Below are 16,198 nucleotides of genomic sequence, written 5' to 3' on the forward strand. Positions count from 1 at the left end.
CCCGAGAGGCAGCCATGACCACCGCCACCCACGAGCCCACCCTCCCGGCCCGTCCCGCGACACCGGACACGGGCGGCGCCCTTGACGGCCGCGAGGCCGTGGACGGCGGCGCCTACCAGGTACTGCGTGACCGCCTCACCGCGCAGGCCGCCGAACTGGCCCGCCGTGCCGAGGCGCTGAACCGGCGCCGCGCCGAGGAGTTCGGCGCCCCGGAGCTGCGCCTCACCGGCACCGGGCGACTGCGCACCGACCGCGCCGGCGTGCCCCGCGACATCGTCGCCGTGGGCGACGTGCTCCTCTTCGGCTACGAGGCCCGGCCGCGCCCCGACCGGGACACCGCTGTCGGCGACGTCCTCGCCCCGCACGACCGCGACCTGAACCGGCTGTCCGACGACGCCGTGCCCGGACTCCTCGACGACCCCGGCTTCCTGCGCGAGTTCGCCGCCCTGCACCGTTACTACCGCCAGGCCCGCCTGCTGCGGCTGCGCCGCGTCGAGGGCAAGCTGCTCGCCGTCTTCCAGACCGGCGAGAAGGCCGGCGACATCCGCGTCCTGCGCTGGTCGGTCACCGAGGACGGCCGCGCCGCGTTCCTCGACGCGCGCGGCGACCGCGACCACGCGCTCACCCCGCCCGCCGACATCGACTGGACGTCCACCACCCGCGAGGACCACGTCCTCGGCCGCCACCCGCACGTCTCCGTCCAGGGCGAGGTCTTCGTCGACACCCTCGGCGGCACCCTCACCGTCAAGACCGAGAACGACACCACCACCCCCGACGGCATCCACGCCGAGCCGGTCGACGAGCCCCTGCAGTCCCTCGCCGACGCGGACATCGCCCACGCCCGCGTCGGCCCCCTGGTCCTGCTGCGGATCCTGCCCTACAAGGAGAGCGCACACCGCTACCTGGTCTTCAACACCCTCGCCCGCACCGTCGTCCGCCTCGACGGCATCGGGCAGGGCGCCCGCCGGCTGCCCGAGGACCAGGGCATCGTGTTCCCCGGCGGCTACTGCCTCGCGGCCGGCACGCACAAGACGTACGAACTCGGCACCGAGGGGATGGAGTTCGAACGCGAGGTGCGCTCGCCCCACGGCGAGGACGTGCTCTACGCCTTCCACGCACCCGGGCGCGGACGCGGCCTGCTGCTGTCGTACAACCAGATCCGCGAGGCGGTCGCCACCCCGATGGCCTGCCACGGCTGGGCGCTGTCCGACGACGGGCGGCTCGTCCTGCTGCGCCCCGAGGGTGACGAGCCCGCCCGCGTCCACCCCGTGCAGCTCTGGGACACCCCCTACGTCTCCGACACCCACGCCGCGGGTGGACCCGCCGGCGAGGGGCCGCTGGCCCGGGTCGGCAACGCCGACCTCGTTCGCGGCATCTCCGACTGCCTGTCCCTGGCCCGCTCGGCCGCCGAGACCACCCCGACGGCCGAGATCTACGGCACCCTGGCGGCAGCCTGCGTCCGCGCGGCGGACACCCACCACTGGCTGGGCGACACCGAACTCGGCGGCCTGCGCGCCCCGTTGGACGAGGTGCGGGCCACCGCCGAGCAGGTCCTGGCCGAGTTCGAGACCGTGCGCGACCTCACCCGCCGGGCCGCCGACGCGCTCGACGAGGCGGCGGACCGGATCGCCTCGGTGGTGCGCCGGCTGCGCGGCGAGCAGCCCCGCGAGGCCGCCGCCTGGGTCGCAGGCCTCACCGAACTGCGCCACGCCCAGGGCCATCTGCTGACGCTGAAGGACATGCGCTACGCGGACCACGCCCGCATCGACGCGCTGGCCGGCGCCGCCGACACGGACCTCGCCTCCTTCGGTCAGCGCGCGATCGCCTTCCTGGCCCGTGAGGACGCCTTCGCCGCCCACCACGCGGGCCTCGAACGGCTGCACGCCGACATCGACGCGATCGCCACCACCGCCGAGGCCGCCCCGGTCGCCGCCCGTCTCGACGAACTCGCCGACGGGCTGCGCACGGTGACCGAGGTGGTCGCCGGACTCGACATCACCGACGCCACCGTCCGCACGGCCGTCCTCGAACGGGTCGCCGAAGCCATGGGCGGCGTCAACCGCGCCCGCGCCACCCTCGCCACCCGCCGGCGCGGACTTCTCGACCGGGAGGCACGCGCGGGGTTCGCCGCCGAGCTCGCCCTGCTCGGCCAGACGGTCACCGGCGCTCTCGCGGCGGCGCACGACCCCGAGGTCTGCGACGACCAGCTGACACGGGTGTTGACCCAGCTGGAGGCCCTGGAGTCCCGCTTCGCGGAGTTCGACGACGTCCTCGGGGAGCTCGCCGCCAAGCGCACCGAGATCTACGAGGCGTTCTCCGCCCGCAAGCAGAGCCTCACCGACGCCCGCGCCCGCCGCGCCGGACAGCTCGCCTCCGCCGCCGACCGCGTCCTCGGGACGATCGCCCGGCGTTCCGCCGCACTCACCGACACCGACGCGGTGAGCACCTACTTCGCCTCCGACCCCCTCGTCGCCAAGGTCCGCCGCACCGCGGACGAACTGCGCGCGATGGGCGACCGGGTACGGGCCGAGGAACTCGACGGCCGTCTGCGCTCCGCACACGAGGAGGCCGCCCGCGCCCTGCGCGACCGCACCGACCTCTACGCGGACGGCGGACGCACCATCCGTCTCGGCGGCCACCGCTTCGCCGTCTCCACCCAGCCCTTCGACCTGACCGTCGTCCCGCACGGCGACGGTCTCGCCGTCGCCCTCACCGGCACCGACTACCGCGCCCCCGTCACCGACCCCGCCCTCCTCGCCGACCGCCCCCTGTGGAACCGGCACCTGCCGTCCGAGTCGCCCGCGGTCCACCGCGCGGAACACCTCGCCGCACGCCTGCTGCACGAGCGCGGCCCCGGCGCCCTGACCGGGGCCGGCGATCTCGCCGCGCTGGTCCGCGAGGCCGCCGAGGAGGCGTACGACGAGGGCTACGAGCGGGGCGTCCACGACCACGACGCCACCGCGATCCTCACCGCCGTACTGCCCCTGTACGAGGGTGCCGGGACCCTGCGCCACGCCTCCGCGGCACGCGCCCACGCCCTGCTGTACTGGGCGCACGGCACCACGGCCCGGGAGCGCGAGGACCTCACCCGCCGCGCCCGCTCCCTGGCCCGCGCCCGCGACACCTTCGGCCCGCCGCCGGCCCTGGACGCGCTGCGCAACGAACTCGCCCGCGCCGTGGGGGAGTGGGACGAGGACGCCACCGTCCGACCCGAGGCCTGCGCCGCCTACCTCTTCGACGAACTGACCACCGGCCCCGACGGCTTCGTCATCAGCACCCGGACCCGTGCCCTCCTCGACACCTTCCGCCGCACGGTCGCGACAAAGGCCTACGACGAGGACCTCCCCGCCCTGGCCGACCTCACCGCCCGCCGCCAGCTGGTCGAGGCCTGGCTGACGGCGTACACCGCCGCCACCGGCGAGCACGTCACCCCCGGCGACCTCGCGGAGGCCGTCGCCGCCGAGCTCTGCCCGGACCTGCCCCGCCACGCGTCGGACGCGCCGCTGACCGTCACGGTCGGGGGCCTGATCTCCACCCACCCCCGGATCACCGACCGCCGCCTGACCCTCCGCCTGGACGAGTTCCTGGAGCGCACCGAGGAGTTCAGGGCGCGCGACGTGCCCGCCTTCCGCGCCTTCCAGCGCCGCCGCGCCGCCCTGGTGACCGCCGAACGCACCCGACTGCGCCTGGACGACCACCGGCCCCGCGTGATGGCGTCGTTCGTCCGCAACCGGCTGGTCGACGAGGTCTACCTCCCGCTGGTCGGCGACAGCCTCGCCAAACAGCTCGGCACCACAGGCGAGTCCGCCCGCACCGGCACCGGGGGACTGCTGCTGCTCCTCTCCCCGCCCGGATACGGCAAGACGACCCTCATGGAGTACGTGGCCCACCGGCTCGGCCTGGTCTTGGTGCGGATCAGCGGGCCGGCGCTCGGCCACGCGGTCACCTCGCTGGACCCGGCCCAGGCGCCGAACGCCACCGCCCGCCAGGAGGTCGAGAAGATCAACTTCGCGCTGGCCGCCGGCAACAACACCCTTCTCTGCCTCGACGACATCCAGCACACCTCGCCCGAACTGCTGCAGAAGTTCATCCCGCTGTGCGATGCCACACGCCGGGTGGAGGGCGTGTGGGAGGGCGAGCCGCGGACCTACGACCTGCGCGGCAAGCGGTTCGCCGTCTGCATGTCAGGCAACCCCTACACCGAGTCCGGAGAGGTCTTCCGGATCCCCGACATGCTGGCCAACCGTGCCGACGTGTGGAACCTCGGCGACGTCCTCACCGGCAAGGAGGACGTCTTCGCGCTCAGCTTCGTGGAGAACGCCCTCACCGCCAACCCGGTGCTCGCCCCGCTCGCCTCCCGCGACCGCGCCGACCTGGAGCTGCTGATCCGCCTCGCCGGCAACGACCCCACGGCCCGCCCCGACCGCCTCGGCCATCCCTACGCGCCCACCGAACTGGAGCGCGTCCTGGCGGTGTTGCGCCATCTGCTCACCGCCCGTCGTACGGTCCTCGCCGTCAACGCGGCCTACATCGCCTCCGCCGCCCAGTCCGACGACGCCCGCACCGAGCCGCCGTTCCGGCTCCAGGGCTCCTACCGCAGCATGAACAGGATCGCCCAGCGGATCCAGCCCGTCATGAACGACTCCGAACTGACCGCCGTCATCGACGACCACTACACGGCCGAGGCCCAGACCCTCACCACCGGCGCCGAGGCGAGCCTGCTCAAACTCGCCGAACTGCGCGGCACGCTCACCCCCGCACAGTCCGCCCGCTGGACCGAGCTGAAGGCCGCCCACGTCCGCACCCTCGCCCCGGGCGGCTCGGGCGAGGACGCCCTGGCCCGCGCGGTGGCCGCCCTGGCCCTCCTCGGCGACCGCATCGCGGCCGTCGAGTCCGCCATCACACGGGCGTCCAAACGGAGTTAGCGCGTACGGCCAAGCGGCCCGATGTTCACCCGATCGCCACGGGCCGCACGTTTATCTACGCGCGGAGCTCACCCCGCCGAACGATCATTCGGGCATACCGGATGACTTTTTTTCCAGGTGTTACCGAGCGGTACAGAGGGCTGCTACAACCTTGGTTGCTTCATGAACCTCTCCCCTGACCCTCACATTCGAAGGGCGGACTGCCGTGTCCGTGCGTTCTCTTGGGGCATACCTGGCAACCCTCGCCATGGGTGCCGCGGCCGTGCTCGGTCTGGCTCAGCCGGCTTCGGCCGCAGGCGGCAACTACGTTGCTCTCGGCGACTCCTACTCCTCCGGGGTGGGCGCCGGAAGCTACACCTCCGAAAGCGGTGACTGCCTGCGCAGCACCAAGGCGTACCCGCAACTGTGGGCGAACGCCAACGCCCCGTCGTCGTTCAGGTTCGTCGCCTGCTCGGGCGCGACGACGTCGAGCGTGGCCTCCGGGCAGCTGGGCGCGCTGAGCTCCTCCACCACGCTGGTCAGCGTCACCGCGGGCGGGAACGACGTCGGGTTCGCGGACGTCATGCAGACCTGCGTGCTGCAGAGCGAGGCCACCTGCGTCTCCCGCGTCAACACCGCCGTCTCGCAGATGCAGAGCACCCTGCCCGGCAGGCTCGACTCGCTGTACACCGGCATCCGGTCCCGGTCCCCGCAGGCACACGTGGTGGTGCTGGGGTACCCGCGCTTCTACAAGCTGTCGGGCAGTTGCATCGCCGGCCTCACCGAGACCGAGCGGGGCGCGATCAACAACGCCTCGGACGTGCTGAACGGGGTGCTCGCGAAGCGGGCGGCCAACGCCGGATTCACCTTCTCGTCGGTGGTCGACGAGTTCACCGGGCACGAGCTCTGCTCGGGCGACGCGTGGCTGCACAGTGTGACGCTCCCGGTCACCAACTCCTACCACCCGAAGGCGATCGGCCAGTCGGGCGGGTACCTGCCCGCCCTCCGCTCCGTGGCCTAGCGGGCCCTGCGCGTGCGGGGGTGCCGTCCGCCGGACGGCACCCCCGCACGCCGGCGCGCTCATCCGCCGCCCAGGGCGGCCACCAGTTCCTCCGCCGTGCGGGGGCCGGCCGCGGTGTCGGGCAACAGGGCGCAGGCGCGCAGCAGCCGGGCCGCCGCGACGCCCCACGGAAGCCGCAGCCCGGCCGCCGCGAGAAGGTCCGTACGGGCCAGCACGACGGCCGCGGGGCCGGTGTGCGCGCCCGACGGGGTGAGCAGGGCCGCGTCGTCGGCCCAGCGCAGGGCCAGGTCCACGTCGTGCGTCGCCATGACGACCGTGGTGCCGTTCTCGCGCAGCCCGTCGAGGGTGGTCAGCAGGCGCTCCTGGCCGTCGGGGTCCAGGCCCGCCGTCGGCTCGTCCAGGATCAGGACGCGGGGCCGCATGGCGACCGCGCCCGCGATCGCCGTCCGCTTGCGCTGCCCGTAGGACAGCAGATGCGTGGGCCGGTCGGCGAGCGCGGTGATGTCCAGCGCGGCGAGCGCCTCCGCCACCCGGGCGCGCACCTCCGCGTCGGACAGGCCCAGGTTCAGCGGCCCGAACGACACGTCCTGCCCGACGGACGCGGCGAACAACTGGTCGTCGGGGTCCTGCACCACCAGCTGCACGGTGGTGCGCAGCGCCGTCAGCCCCTTCCGGTCGTACCGGACGGTCCGCCCCTCGACGGTCAACTCACCCCCGTCCGGGCGCAGTCCACCGCTGAGCAACCGCATCAGCGTCGTCTTGCCGCTGCCGTTGCGCCCCAGCAGGGCCAGCGCGCGCCCCTCGCGCACCTCGAAGTCGAGGCCGGTGAGCACGGGCGGTCCGTCCTCGTAGGCGAAGGACACGCCCCGCAGGGCCACCAGCACGGACTCGCTCACGACAACGGCCTTTCCAGTACGAGGGTGAGGGCGGCCAGCGCCGCCAGGAGCGCCACGCTCCAGAGCGTGAACCGCACGGAGACACGGGCCTCGGGCACCAGCACGCGCAGGGTGCCGTCGTAACCGCGTCCCGCGAGACCGGTCTGCAGCCGCGCCGCCCGGTCGAAGGACCGGACGAACGCGGTCGCGCCCAGCCCGCCGAGGGACCTCCAGGTGGCCGCCCGGGTGGTGTGCCCGAGCCGGGCCGCCTGCGCCTGGCGGACGCGGTGCACCGAGTCGAGCAGCAGGAAGCTCATGCGGTACGTCACCAGCGCCACGTCCACGAGCGGCGCGGGCACCCCGGCGCGCACCAGACGCGGCAGCAGGTCCGACATCGGCGTGGTGAACGCGAACAGCAGCACGCCCAGCGAAGCCGCCGAGGTGCGCAGCAGCAACTCCCCGGCGCGCAGCGGCCCGTCCTCGGCCGGGGACACGAACCCCTCCGGCCCGCCCACCTGCACCAGCAGCGTGAGCGCGCCGGTGACGCAGAAGCCCAGCGGCACCCGGTACGCCCGCCACAGCCGCCGCCCCGGCACCCCCGCCGGGCCCAGCAGCACCGCGAGCGCGGTCACCAGCACCAGGGCCGCGCCCGGCCAGGGCGGCAGCGAGATCGCGAGCACGGTGAGCCCGAAGCCCAGCACGGCCTTGTCCACGGGATGACGGCGGCGCCAGCGACTGCTGTGCGCCGCCGCGTCGATCGGCAGCACGAGGTCAGCCCCGCGACCGGGACGCGGCCCCGCCGCCCGCACCGGTCCCGGTGTTCGTGCCTCCGGTTCGGTCACCGCTGCCCGCGCCGGTCCCGGTGTTCGTGCCTCCGGTTCGGTCACCGCTGCCCGCGCGGACTCCGGTGTCCGTGTCCGTGTCCGCGTCCGCGGCTCCGCCGCCGGCCGCGCCCGCCTCGTCCCGCGACCGCTCGAGCGCGCGCGCCTCGCCCTGCCGCCGCCCGCGCCGCAGCCCGAAGTAGTACGCGAGGACGCCCGCACCGATCGCCGCCTGGAGGGCGAACAGCGCCGACTCGATCTCCCCGGACGGCGGTTCGTACAGCGGCGAGAACCACGGCTCGTAGTCCGGGTCGATCTCGGTGATCGCGGTCTCCGCCTCGCCGTCGGCGCCGGTGAACGGCTCCTCCTTGTGGTCGCCGAGCCCGAGCACCAGCGGCAGCACCGCCAGCGCGGCCACCGCGAGCAGCAGCAGGCCGTTGATCCTCGCGTTGCGGCTCATCGGGCCACCGCCCCGGCCGACTCCGCCCGCTTCCGCCCGGCCGCCGAGGCCACGAGCACCCCGAGCCGCGTCAGTTCCCCCCTGCTGGACTGTACGAGCATCCGCATCACCAGCACGGTCAGCAGCCCCTCGCTCACCGCGAGCGGGATCTGGGTGACGGCGAAGATGGAGCCGAACTTGCCGAGCGCGCCCAGGAATCCGCCGGCCGGGTCGGGAAAGGCGAGCGCCAGCTGCACGCTCGTCACGCAGTACGTCGACAGGTCGGCGACGAACGCGCCGGAGAACACGGCCACCATCAGCGGCACGCCGTACCGGCGCAGCAGCCGGTAGACGCCGTACCCGGCCCACGGACCGACGATCGCCATCGAGAAGACGTTGGCGCCCAGCGTGGTCAGCCCGCCGTGGGCGAGCAGCAGCGCCTGGAACAGCAGGGTGATGGTGCCCAGCACCGCCATCACCGGCGGCCGGAACAGGATGGCGCCGAGTCCGGTGCCGGTGGGGTGGGAGCAACTCCCGGTCACCGACGGCAGTTTCAGAGCGGACAGGACGAACGTGAAGGCGCCCGACGCGCCGAGCAGCAGTGTGCTCTCGGGGTGTTCCCTGACTTCACGGGTGAGCGACCGGGCTCCGTGGACGACGAACGGCGCCGACGCGACGCCCCAGGCGACCGCGTGCGCCGGAGGCAGAAAACCCTCGGCTATGTGCATGGCTCAGCAGACCCTCTCCAGCACCTCGTGGATGGTTGACGTGCCTTGGCCGGTCTCCTGGCTGACGGGTACCACCGCCCGTGCTCCGCCTTCCCGGGTCCTTGCGAACCCAGTGGCTGCCCGTGAGGGCCGGAGCCGGACTTCCCGATCACAGTGGCGAGGGCCGCACCGGTATCGCACCGATTTCCCGTCACCAAGGCGTGGTGACAGTAGTGCCCGCAGCGGCCCGGTGACAAGCGGTCACGGGGGCGCGCGGACGGCGCCCGGCGGCTCGCGACGCGGCGCACACCTGCGCACTTGACACGAACGGTGCCGCCCGTGGGGGCGGGGGACTGGGGGGGCCGCCGTCCTGGGCAGGACCTTGTTGCGCTTAATATGCAACAGCGATGTGTACGCAACAGGGATGTGAGGTTCGATGACGACCCGACGCATACGGGGGACCGCCGCAGCGATGGCGATGGCCGGTGCCGTCTCCGCCTGTTCGGCGCCGGGCAACGGCGGGGCGGACGGCGGCGCGGCCGCCGGTTCCGTCGTGATCGGGGTCTCCACCGAACCGGACACGCTCAGCCCCCTGCTCGGCTACGGCAAGGACGGCAACTCCAAGATCTTCGACGGGCTCCTCGCCCGGAAGGCCGATCTGAGCCTCGAGCCCGCGCTGGCGAAGGCCCTCCCCGAGGTGACGGACGGCGGCCGCACCTACACCTACACCCTCCGCGAGGGCGTGAAGTTCAGCGACGGCGAGCCCCTCACCGCCGACGACGTGGTGTTCACGTACCGCACCGTGCTGGACGACAGGACCAACAACACCGCCAAGAGCGAACTGGACGCGATCAAGGAGGTCCGGGCGGACGGTGACGACAAGGTCGTCTTCACCCTGGACTACCCCTACGCGGCGTTCGCCGCCCGCACGGTCCTGCCCGTCGTCCCCGAGCACATCGCCGGGAAGCAGGACCCCAACACCGGCGCCTTCAACACCGAGCCGGTCGGCACCGGGCCGTACGTCCTCACCGGCTGGAGCAAGGGAGAAAAGCTCACCTTCAAGGCCAACCCGGACTACTGGGGCGGCGCCCCGAAGGTGAAAAAGCTCACCATGGCGATCGTCGCCGACGACGACGTCCGCGCCACCCGGCTGCGCTCCGGCGACCTCGACGGCGCCACCCTGCCCCCCAACCTCGCCGCCACCTTCAAGAGCGACGACGACAAGAAGACGTACCGGGCGACGACCTACGACTTCCGCGCCGTCACCCTCCCCACCGGGAACCCGGTCACCGGCGACACCACGATCCGGCGGGCCCTGGACCTCGCCGTGGACCGCGAGGCCATGGTCGGCACCATCCTCGACGGAGCCGGCCGCCCCGCCTACGGCCCGCTGCCCCTGGACGACCCCTGGTTCGCCCAGGGCATCGAACGCGCCCATGACCCCGGCGAGGCGCGTCGCGTCCTCGACGAGGCCGGCTGGAAGGCCGGCGGGGACGGCGTCCGCGCCAAGGACGGCCGCCGCGCCTCGTTCACGCTGTACTACCCCTCCGGCGACAAGGTCCGCCAGGACCACGCCCTCGCCTACGCCTCCGACGCCAAGAAGGCCGGCATCGAGGTGAAGGCCGAGAGCGCCACCTGGGAGGTCATCGAACCCCGGATGAAGCACGACGCCGTCCTCGCGGGCTTCGGCAGCACCGGCGACCCCGACTTCGGCCTCTACACCCTGCTGCACTCCTCCCTCGCCGGCGACGGCTTCAACAACATGGCCCGCTACGACAACCCGGCCGTGGACGAGGCCCTCGACACCGGCCGCCGCAGCCAGGACCCCACGGCACGCAAGGCCGCCTACGACGACCTCCAGCGCGCACTCGTCAAGAACCCCGGCTACACCTTCCTCACCCACATCGACCACATGTACGTCCTCGCCGACCGCTGGAAGGGCCTGACCACCCAGACCGAACCGCACGAACACGGCTTCGCCGGCGGTCCCTGGTGGAACGTCGAGGACTGGCAGCCCCAGGCATGACACGCGCCCCCTGGCCGGCGATGGCACGGCTCACGGCACGGCGCGCCCTGTACGCCGTGCCCGTACTCCTCGTCGTCACCTTCGGCGTCTTCGCCGTCGCCGCCGCCTCCCCCTTCGACCCCGTCAAGGCCTACGCGGGCACCGCCGCGCTCGGCGCCGACCAGGACACCCTGGACCGGCTGCGGGAGAACCTCGGCGTGGACCGGCCGTTCACCGCCCGCTGGTGGGACTGGCTGACCTCCGCGCTCGGCGGCGACCTCGGCCTGTCCACCGTCATGCGCCGGCCCGTGGCCGAGGTCATCGGCGAGCGCCTGGTCTGGTCGACGCTGCTGTGCGCCGTCGCGTTCGCCGTCGCCGTCCTGCTCGGCACCGTGCTCGGCGTGCTCGCCGCCCGCCGCCCCGGCTCCCTCCTGGACCGCGCGGTCACCTCGCTCGCGTACTCCCTGGAGGCGGCACCGGTCTTCTGGATCGCCCTGCTCGCCGTCTGGCTGTTCGCGCTCGAACTGGACGTCCTCCCGGCCGGCGGCCTCACCGACACCGGCAGCGACCGGGTCACCGCCGGACAGGTCACGAGCCACCTGATCCTGCCCGCCGGCGTCCTCGCCGTCTCCCAGCTGCCGTGGTTCACGCTCTACGTCCGTCAGGGCGTCGGCGACGCCCTCGCCGAGGACCCCGTGCGCGGGGCCAGGGCCCGAGGCCTGAGCGAGCGCACCGTCCTGCTCGGCCACGCCCTGCGCTCAGGACTGCTGCCCGTGCTCACCCTGATCGGCTCGCGCGTCCCCGAACTCATCACCGGCGCCCTGCTGGTGGAGAGCGTCTTCAGCTGGCCGGGCATCGCCGCGGCCACCGTGGAGGCGGCCACCGCCGTCGACTTCCCGCTGCTGGCCGCGCTCACCACCCTCGCCACCGCCGCCGTCCTCGCCGGAAACCTGCTCGCCGACCTGCTCTACGGCCTGATCGACCCGAGGGTGAAGCTGAATGAGATGTGACCCCCATGGCTGACGTCACCGCGGTGCAGGCGTGGCGCTCGCACGGTGCCACCCGCCGCTCCACCCACACCCTCCGCCTGCGCGTGTCCGCCGCCCTGATCGCCGTGACGGTCCTCGCGGTCCTGCTGGTCCCGCCCCTGGTCCGGCTCGACCAGCAGGCCGTCGACCTCGCGGCGAAGCTCCTGCCCCCGAGCTGGGCCCACCCCTTCGGCACCGACGACCTGGGCCGCGACCTGCTGCTGCGCTGCGTCTACGGGCTCAGGGTGTCCCTGCTGGTGGGCGTGGTGGCCGCGTTCACCGCCACCCTGATCGGCACCGCCGTCGGCGCCACCGCCGGGGCACTGGGCGGCTGGGCCGACCGGACGGTCATGCGCCTGGTCGACACCCTGTCCTCCGTCCCGCACCTGCTGCTGGGCATCTTCGTCGTCGCCATGTTCCGGCCCGGCGTCTGGCCGGTGGTGATCTCCGTCGCCCTCACCCACTGGCTGTCCACCGCCCGGATCGTCCGCGCCGAGGTCCTCTCGCTGCGCTCCCGCCCCCACATCGACGCCGCCGTCTCCGGCGGCGCCTCCCGGTGGCGGGTGACGGTGCGCCACCTGCTCCCCGGCGTACTGCCCCAGGCGGGTCTCGCCGCGGTCCTGATGGTCCCGCACGCCATGTGGCACGAGTCGGCCCTGTCGTTCCTGGGCCTGGGCCTGCCCACCCACACGGCGAGCCTCGGCACCCTCATCCAGGGCGCCCGCGGCTCCCTCCTCGCCGGACAGTGGTGGCCGACCCTCTTCCCGGGGCTGTTCCTGATCATCCCCACGCTCGCCGTCGCCGGCCTCGCCGGTGTCTGGCGCGAGCGGATCAACCCCCGCCGCAGATCGGAGCTGATGCTGTGACCGAGCGACCTCCCGCGCCGCCTGCCGGAGCAGCGCCGGGCGATGCCGCGTGCGAGCTGTCCTCCGTGCCGGCGGCTGACGCCGCGCCGGCCGGACGGCCTCCCGTGCTGTCGGTCCGCGGACTGTCCGTGCGCTTCCTGCTGCCGGGCGGCCGCCGGATCGCCGCCGTCTCCGACGCGCGCTTCGACGTGGCACCCGGCGAGTGCCTCGCCCTGATCGGCGAGAGCGGCTGCGGCAAGTCCGTCCTGGCCTCCGCCCTGCTCGGCCTTCTCCCCGCCAACGCACAGACCGCCGGCCACGCCCACCTCGGCGACCTCGACCTGCTCACCGCCGACGAGAGGACCCTCGCCCGCACCGTCCGCGGCCGCCGCGTCGGCCTCGTCCCGCAGAGCCCGGCCGCCCACCTCACCCCCGTACGCACGATCCGCGCCCAGATGGAGGAGACGGTCGCCCAGCTCACCGGCACCCGCGGCCGCACCGCCCGGCGCGCCGCGGCCGAACGGGCCGCCGCACGCACCGGGTTCCCCGCGGACCACCTCGACCGCCACCCGCACGAACTCTCCGGCGGCCTCGCCCAGCGAGCCGCCACCGCCCTGGCGCTGATCGGCGAGGCACCCCTGCTCCTGGCCGACGAACCCACCACCGGCCTGGACCGCGACCTGGTCGACCGCACCGTCGACGAACTGCGCCGCCACGTCGACGCCGGCCGGGCCCTGCTGATGATCACGCACGACCTGGCAGCGGCGGAACGCATCGCCGACCGGGTCGCTGTGATGTACGCGGGCCGCATCGTCGAACTGACCCGGGCGGACACCTTCTTCGGCTCCCCGGGCCCCCGCCACCCCTACAGCCGGGGTCTGCTGGAGGCCCTCCCGGACCGGTCCTTCACCCCGATCCCCGGACTGCCCCCCGAACTGGGCAGCCTCCCCGACGGCTGCGCCTTCGCCGCCCGCTGCGACCGCGCCACGGACACCTGCACGACCCTCCCGCCCTTCACCGGCCCGGTCGCCTGCCACCATCCGGTTCCGGCTCCCACCCCGGAGGACATCCGTGCTTGAACTGCGCGAGGTCACCGCCGGCTACGACCGCCGCGTCCCCGTCGTACGGAACGCGACCCTCACCGTCGCCCCGGGTGAGGCCGTGGGCCTGCTGGGCCCCAGCGGCTGCGGCAAGTCCACCCTCGCCAGGGTCGCCGCCCTCCTCCACCGCCCGGACTCCGGGAACGTCGTCCTCGACGGCGCCCCCGTACACCGCTACCGCCACCGGGCACCCCGCGCACAGCGCACCGCCATCGGCGTGGTGTTCCAGCAGCCCCGTCTCTCCGCCGACCCCCGCCTGCGCCTCACCGACCTGATCGCGGAACCCCTGCGCGCGACGGGCCGGCGCTCCTCGGTCCCCGAGCGCGTGGCCGAACTCGCCGACACCGTCGGCCTGACCCCCGACCTGCTCACCCGCCGCCCCCACGAGGTCAGCGACGGTCAGCTCCAGCGCGCCTGCCTGGCCCGCGCGCTGGTGCTGCGCCCCCGCTGGCTCGTCTGCGACGAGATGACGGCGATGCTGGACGCGTCGACGACGGCGGCGCTGGTGCGTGTCGTCGAGGACTACCGCACCGCGACGGGGGCCGGCCTGCTGGCGGTGGGCCACGACCGGACCCTGCTGAACCGGTGGTGCGACCGCACGGTCCACTGGGACACGGTGACGCCGACGGCGACGGAGGCGTTCGTCTGACCGGAGCCGCCCCTCGCCGCTCGCCCGCGTACGATGCGAAAGCCCGTCCCGGCTCGCTGGAGGAAACCCATGGAGTTCTTCTGCTACCACCGGGACCGGCCGGGATCCCTGCCCCTGCGTGAGGAACTGGGCGAGGAGCACTGGTCCTACATGGACCGGTACGCGAAGCGGCTGATCGCCCGCGGCCCGACCTTCGCCGACGACGGGGAAACGCCCACCGGCAGCGTCCACATCGTCGACCTGCCGGATCCCGCGGCAGCCCGCGCGTTCGCCTTCGACGAGCCCAACCAGCAGGCCGGCGTGTACCGGGACGTGCTGCTGCGCCGGTGGCACAACGTACTGGGCCGGACCATGTGGGACTTCCCCGGTGGCCGGACCGGCGGCGGCAACCGGTACCTCGTCCTGGGCCTCGGCGCGGGCCGGCCCGCGGACCCCGACGTGCCGGCCGCCGACCGGGACGAGCTGATCGCCTACGGTCCGCTGCTGTCCGACGACGGCACGGCCTGGCTGGGCACCGCGGCCCTGGTCCGCGCACCGGACCGGGGCACGGCCCGGGCGGTCCTGGCCCCGGACCGGTACGCCGTCGTCGAGGTCCACGACTGGGAGTTCGGCGGACGCAGGTGACGGCGAGCCGTCAGCCCTGGGGGTAGTCCTCCACGAACCCCTCGTCGCCGAAGTCCTCTTCCCCGAACGCCGCCCCGGCGCCGCCGAAGAAGTTCTCCAGGATCTCGTCGATGCGCACCTCGGTGGCTCCCGCCGGGGCCGCGGCCTTCTCGCCCTTGCCCACGCGCAGCACCAGCGCGAACTTCTTGACCTTCGCCGTCTCCGCCAGCTCGGCCAGGTCCAGGGACACCTCGGTCAGCTCGCCGTTCTTCAGCGTGAAGTCGGCCGTGACCTTCTTGTTCGGAGCGTCCGCGAAGTCCTTGGCCGTCGGCAGCTCGGCCCCCGCCGGCAGCTCCTTCTGCACCAGGCGGAGCTCGTCGAACAGCTCGGTCATCAGCGTGCGGAAGGGAGCCGTGGCCTTGATGTGCTCGATGCCGTCCGATCCGCCGGACGTCTTGAAGTCGACCTCCTGGGCGACGACCTGCCGCAGGGCCTTCATCAGCTTCTTCTGCGTCTTGGCGTCGAGGGTGGGTTCCGCCGAGGGCTCACCGGCCCCGGCGCCCTCCGCCCCGGACATCTGCTCGCCGGTCTCCTCCAGCTCCTTCGTCGAGACCTTGAGCCACTCACCGGCGAGGAGCTTCTTGAACGCCCCGGCGCTGTCGGGCAGTTCGTCGGCCGACGGCATGGGGCTGCCGGACATCCTCCCGAGCGCCTCCGCGTCGACGCGGAGGTAGGTCCAGTCGCCGACCAGCCGGTACTCGAACAGGTCACCTTCGGGGCCGCTGAACTTCATCGCCATGGCGCTGAAGTCCTTCTCGCCGGACTTCTCCAGCGGCTTCTTCGACTGGACGGAGACGGAGATCCGCGCGTCGCTGAGCAGCTCGGCGACCTCCTCGGTCATCTCCTCGCCCGGCTCGGCCATCTCGGCGTCCAGCGCCTTCAGCGACGCGACGTCGGTGTCCAGGTCCAGCTCGAAGGAGAGGGAACGCTCCTCACCGAGCTTGTCGAAGGCCTGGTCGAGCTTCTGCCCGGCGGACAGGTTCTCCACGGTGCCGCAGGCGGCGGAACCGGCCAGGACCGCGGTGACGACGGCGGTGGCGGTCAGGGTCTTGCGTATGGCGGAAATGACGGTCTCCTCGTTAATGCGACCAGAGCGGTCACCCAGTAGACCGATCTTCGACCCGAACGGTTGTACGCGACA

General features: G+C 73.4%; 13 protein-coding genes and 1 riboswitch. Of the genes, 8 read left to right on the forward strand and 5 right to left on the reverse strand.

Annotated elements, in window-relative coordinates:
* Positions 1-14 precede the first annotated feature (14 nt).
* Together F1615_RS01035 and F1615_RS01040 are read left to right on the forward strand one after the other, a co-directional pair.
* The gene (locus tag F1615_RS01035; protein ID WP_149546910.1) at positions 15-4,925 is read left to right on the forward strand and encodes a DNA repair ATPase; all 4,911 of its coding nucleotides are present in this window, start codon (positions 15-17) and stop codon (positions 4,923-4,925) included.
* Positions 4,926-5,130: 205 nt separating this feature from the next.
* Positions 5,131-5,925, forward strand: a complete 795-nt coding sequence (locus tag F1615_RS01040; protein ID WP_149546911.1) for an SGNH/GDSL hydrolase family protein — start codon at positions 5,131-5,133, stop codon at positions 5,923-5,925.
* Positions 5,926-5,984: 59 nt separating this feature from the next.
* On the opposite strand, the gene F1615_RS01045 is transcribed toward F1615_RS01040, so the two are convergent.
* Genes F1615_RS01045 through F1615_RS01060 form a run of 4 tightly spaced genes read right to left on the reverse strand, consistent with a single transcriptional unit; the run spans position 5,985 to position 8,788 of the window.
* Positions 5,985-6,821 carry an energy-coupling factor ABC transporter ATP-binding protein gene (locus tag F1615_RS01045; RefSeq protein WP_149546912.1) on the reverse strand — a complete coding sequence of 279 codons (837 nt, stop codon included), beginning with the start codon at positions 6,819-6,821 and terminating at the stop codon, positions 5,985-5,987.
* Positions 6,818-7,567: a cobalt ECF transporter T component CbiQ gene (gene cbiQ, locus F1615_RS01050; protein ID WP_149546913.1), complete on the reverse strand. Its 750-nt coding sequence runs from the start codon at positions 7,565-7,567 to the stop codon at positions 6,818-6,820. The genes F1615_RS01045 and cbiQ overlap by 4 nt, the downstream gene beginning before the upstream one ends.
* Positions 7,568-7,571: 4 nt before the next feature.
* Positions 7,572-8,081, reverse strand: a complete 510-nt coding sequence (locus F1615_RS01055; RefSeq protein WP_149546914.1) for an energy-coupling factor ABC transporter substrate-binding protein — start codon at positions 8,079-8,081, stop codon at positions 7,572-7,574.
* Positions 8,078-8,788 carry an energy-coupling factor ABC transporter permease gene (locus F1615_RS01060; RefSeq protein WP_149546915.1) on the reverse strand — a complete coding sequence of 237 codons (711 nt, stop codon included), beginning with the start codon at positions 8,786-8,788 and terminating at the stop codon, positions 8,078-8,080. Before F1615_RS01060 ends, F1615_RS01055 begins: the two co-directional genes overlap by 4 nt.
* A 30-nt stretch (positions 8,789-8,818) precedes the next feature.
* Positions 8,819-9,001, reverse strand: a riboswitch (cobalamin riboswitch).
* 202 nt (positions 9,002-9,203) lie between these two features.
* Between F1615_RS01060 and F1615_RS01065 the strand changes: the two genes are divergently transcribed.
* The 6 genes from F1615_RS01065 to F1615_RS01090 all read left to right on the forward strand — a co-directional run bounded on the left by F1615_RS01065 (position 9,204) and on the right by F1615_RS01090 (position 15,018).
* Positions 9,204-10,793, forward strand: a complete 1,590-nt coding sequence (locus tag F1615_RS01065) for an ABC transporter substrate-binding protein (RefSeq protein WP_149546916.1) — start codon at positions 9,204-9,206, stop codon at positions 10,791-10,793.
* A gap of 20 nt (positions 10,794-10,813) precedes the next feature.
* Positions 10,814-11,782, forward strand: coding sequence for an ABC transporter permease (locus tag F1615_RS01070; RefSeq protein ID WP_149547219.1), 969 nt, complete (start codon positions 10,814-10,816; stop codon positions 11,780-11,782).
* A 5-nt stretch (positions 11,783-11,787) separates the two neighbouring features.
* Positions 11,788-12,666: an ABC transporter permease gene (locus tag F1615_RS01075; protein WP_149546917.1), complete on the forward strand. Its 879-nt coding sequence runs from the start codon at positions 11,788-11,790 to the stop codon at positions 12,664-12,666.
* A 56-nt stretch (positions 12,667-12,722) separates the two neighbouring features.
* Positions 12,723-13,724, forward strand: a complete 1,002-nt coding sequence (locus F1615_RS01080; protein ID WP_425385615.1) for an ABC transporter ATP-binding protein — start codon at positions 12,723-12,725, stop codon at positions 13,722-13,724.
* Positions 13,717-14,394 carry an ABC transporter ATP-binding protein gene (locus F1615_RS01085; RefSeq protein WP_149546918.1) on the forward strand — a complete coding sequence of 226 codons (678 nt, stop codon included), beginning with the start codon at positions 13,717-13,719 and terminating at the stop codon, positions 14,392-14,394. Before F1615_RS01080 ends, F1615_RS01085 begins: the two co-directional genes overlap by 8 nt.
* Positions 14,395-14,463: 69 nt before the next feature.
* Entirely contained in the window at positions 14,464-15,018 is a 555-nt protein-coding gene (locus F1615_RS01090; protein ID WP_149546919.1) for a YciI family protein, read from the forward strand.
* Between the two features lie 10 nt (positions 15,019-15,028).
* Here F1615_RS01090 and F1615_RS01095 read toward each other — a convergent pair whose 3' ends face one another.
* Entirely contained in the window at positions 15,029-16,045 is a 1,017-nt protein-coding gene (locus F1615_RS01095) for a hypothetical protein (protein WP_244328600.1), read from the reverse strand.
* Between the last annotated feature and the right edge of the window lie 153 nt (positions 16,046-16,198).

The organism is Streptomyces marokkonensis (assembly GCF_008312835.1).
Classification (GTDB): Bacteria; Actinomycetota; Actinomycetes; order Streptomycetales; family Streptomycetaceae; genus Streptomyces; species Streptomyces marokkonensis_A.

Excerpts from the sequence above, each read along its gene's own strand:
- F1615_RS01070 (WP_149547219.1), top strand. The coding sequence starts at position 10,814 with ATGGCACGGCTCACGGCACGGCGCGCCCTGTACGCCGTGCCCGTACTC.
- F1615_RS01075 (WP_149546917.1), top strand. The coding sequence starts at position 11,788 with ATGGCTGACGTCACCGCGGTGCAGGCGTGGCGCTCGCACGGTGCCACC.
- F1615_RS01065 (WP_149546916.1), top strand. The coding sequence starts at position 9,204 with ATGACGACCCGACGCATACGGGGGACCGCCGCAGCGATGGCGATGGCC.
- F1615_RS01060 (WP_149546915.1), bottom strand. The coding sequence starts at position 8,788 with ATGCACATAGCCGAGGGTTTTCTGCCTCCGGCGCACGCGGTCGCCTGG.
- F1615_RS01035 (WP_149546910.1), top strand. The coding sequence starts at position 15 with ATGACCACCGCCACCCACGAGCCCACCCTCCCGGCCCGTCCCGCGACA.
- F1615_RS01055 (WP_149546914.1), bottom strand. The coding sequence starts at position 8,081 with ATGAGCCGCAACGCGAGGATCAACGGCCTGCTGCTGCTCGCGGTGGCC.
- F1615_RS01090 (WP_149546919.1), top strand. The coding sequence starts at position 14,464 with ATGGAGTTCTTCTGCTACCACCGGGACCGGCCGGGATCCCTGCCCCTG.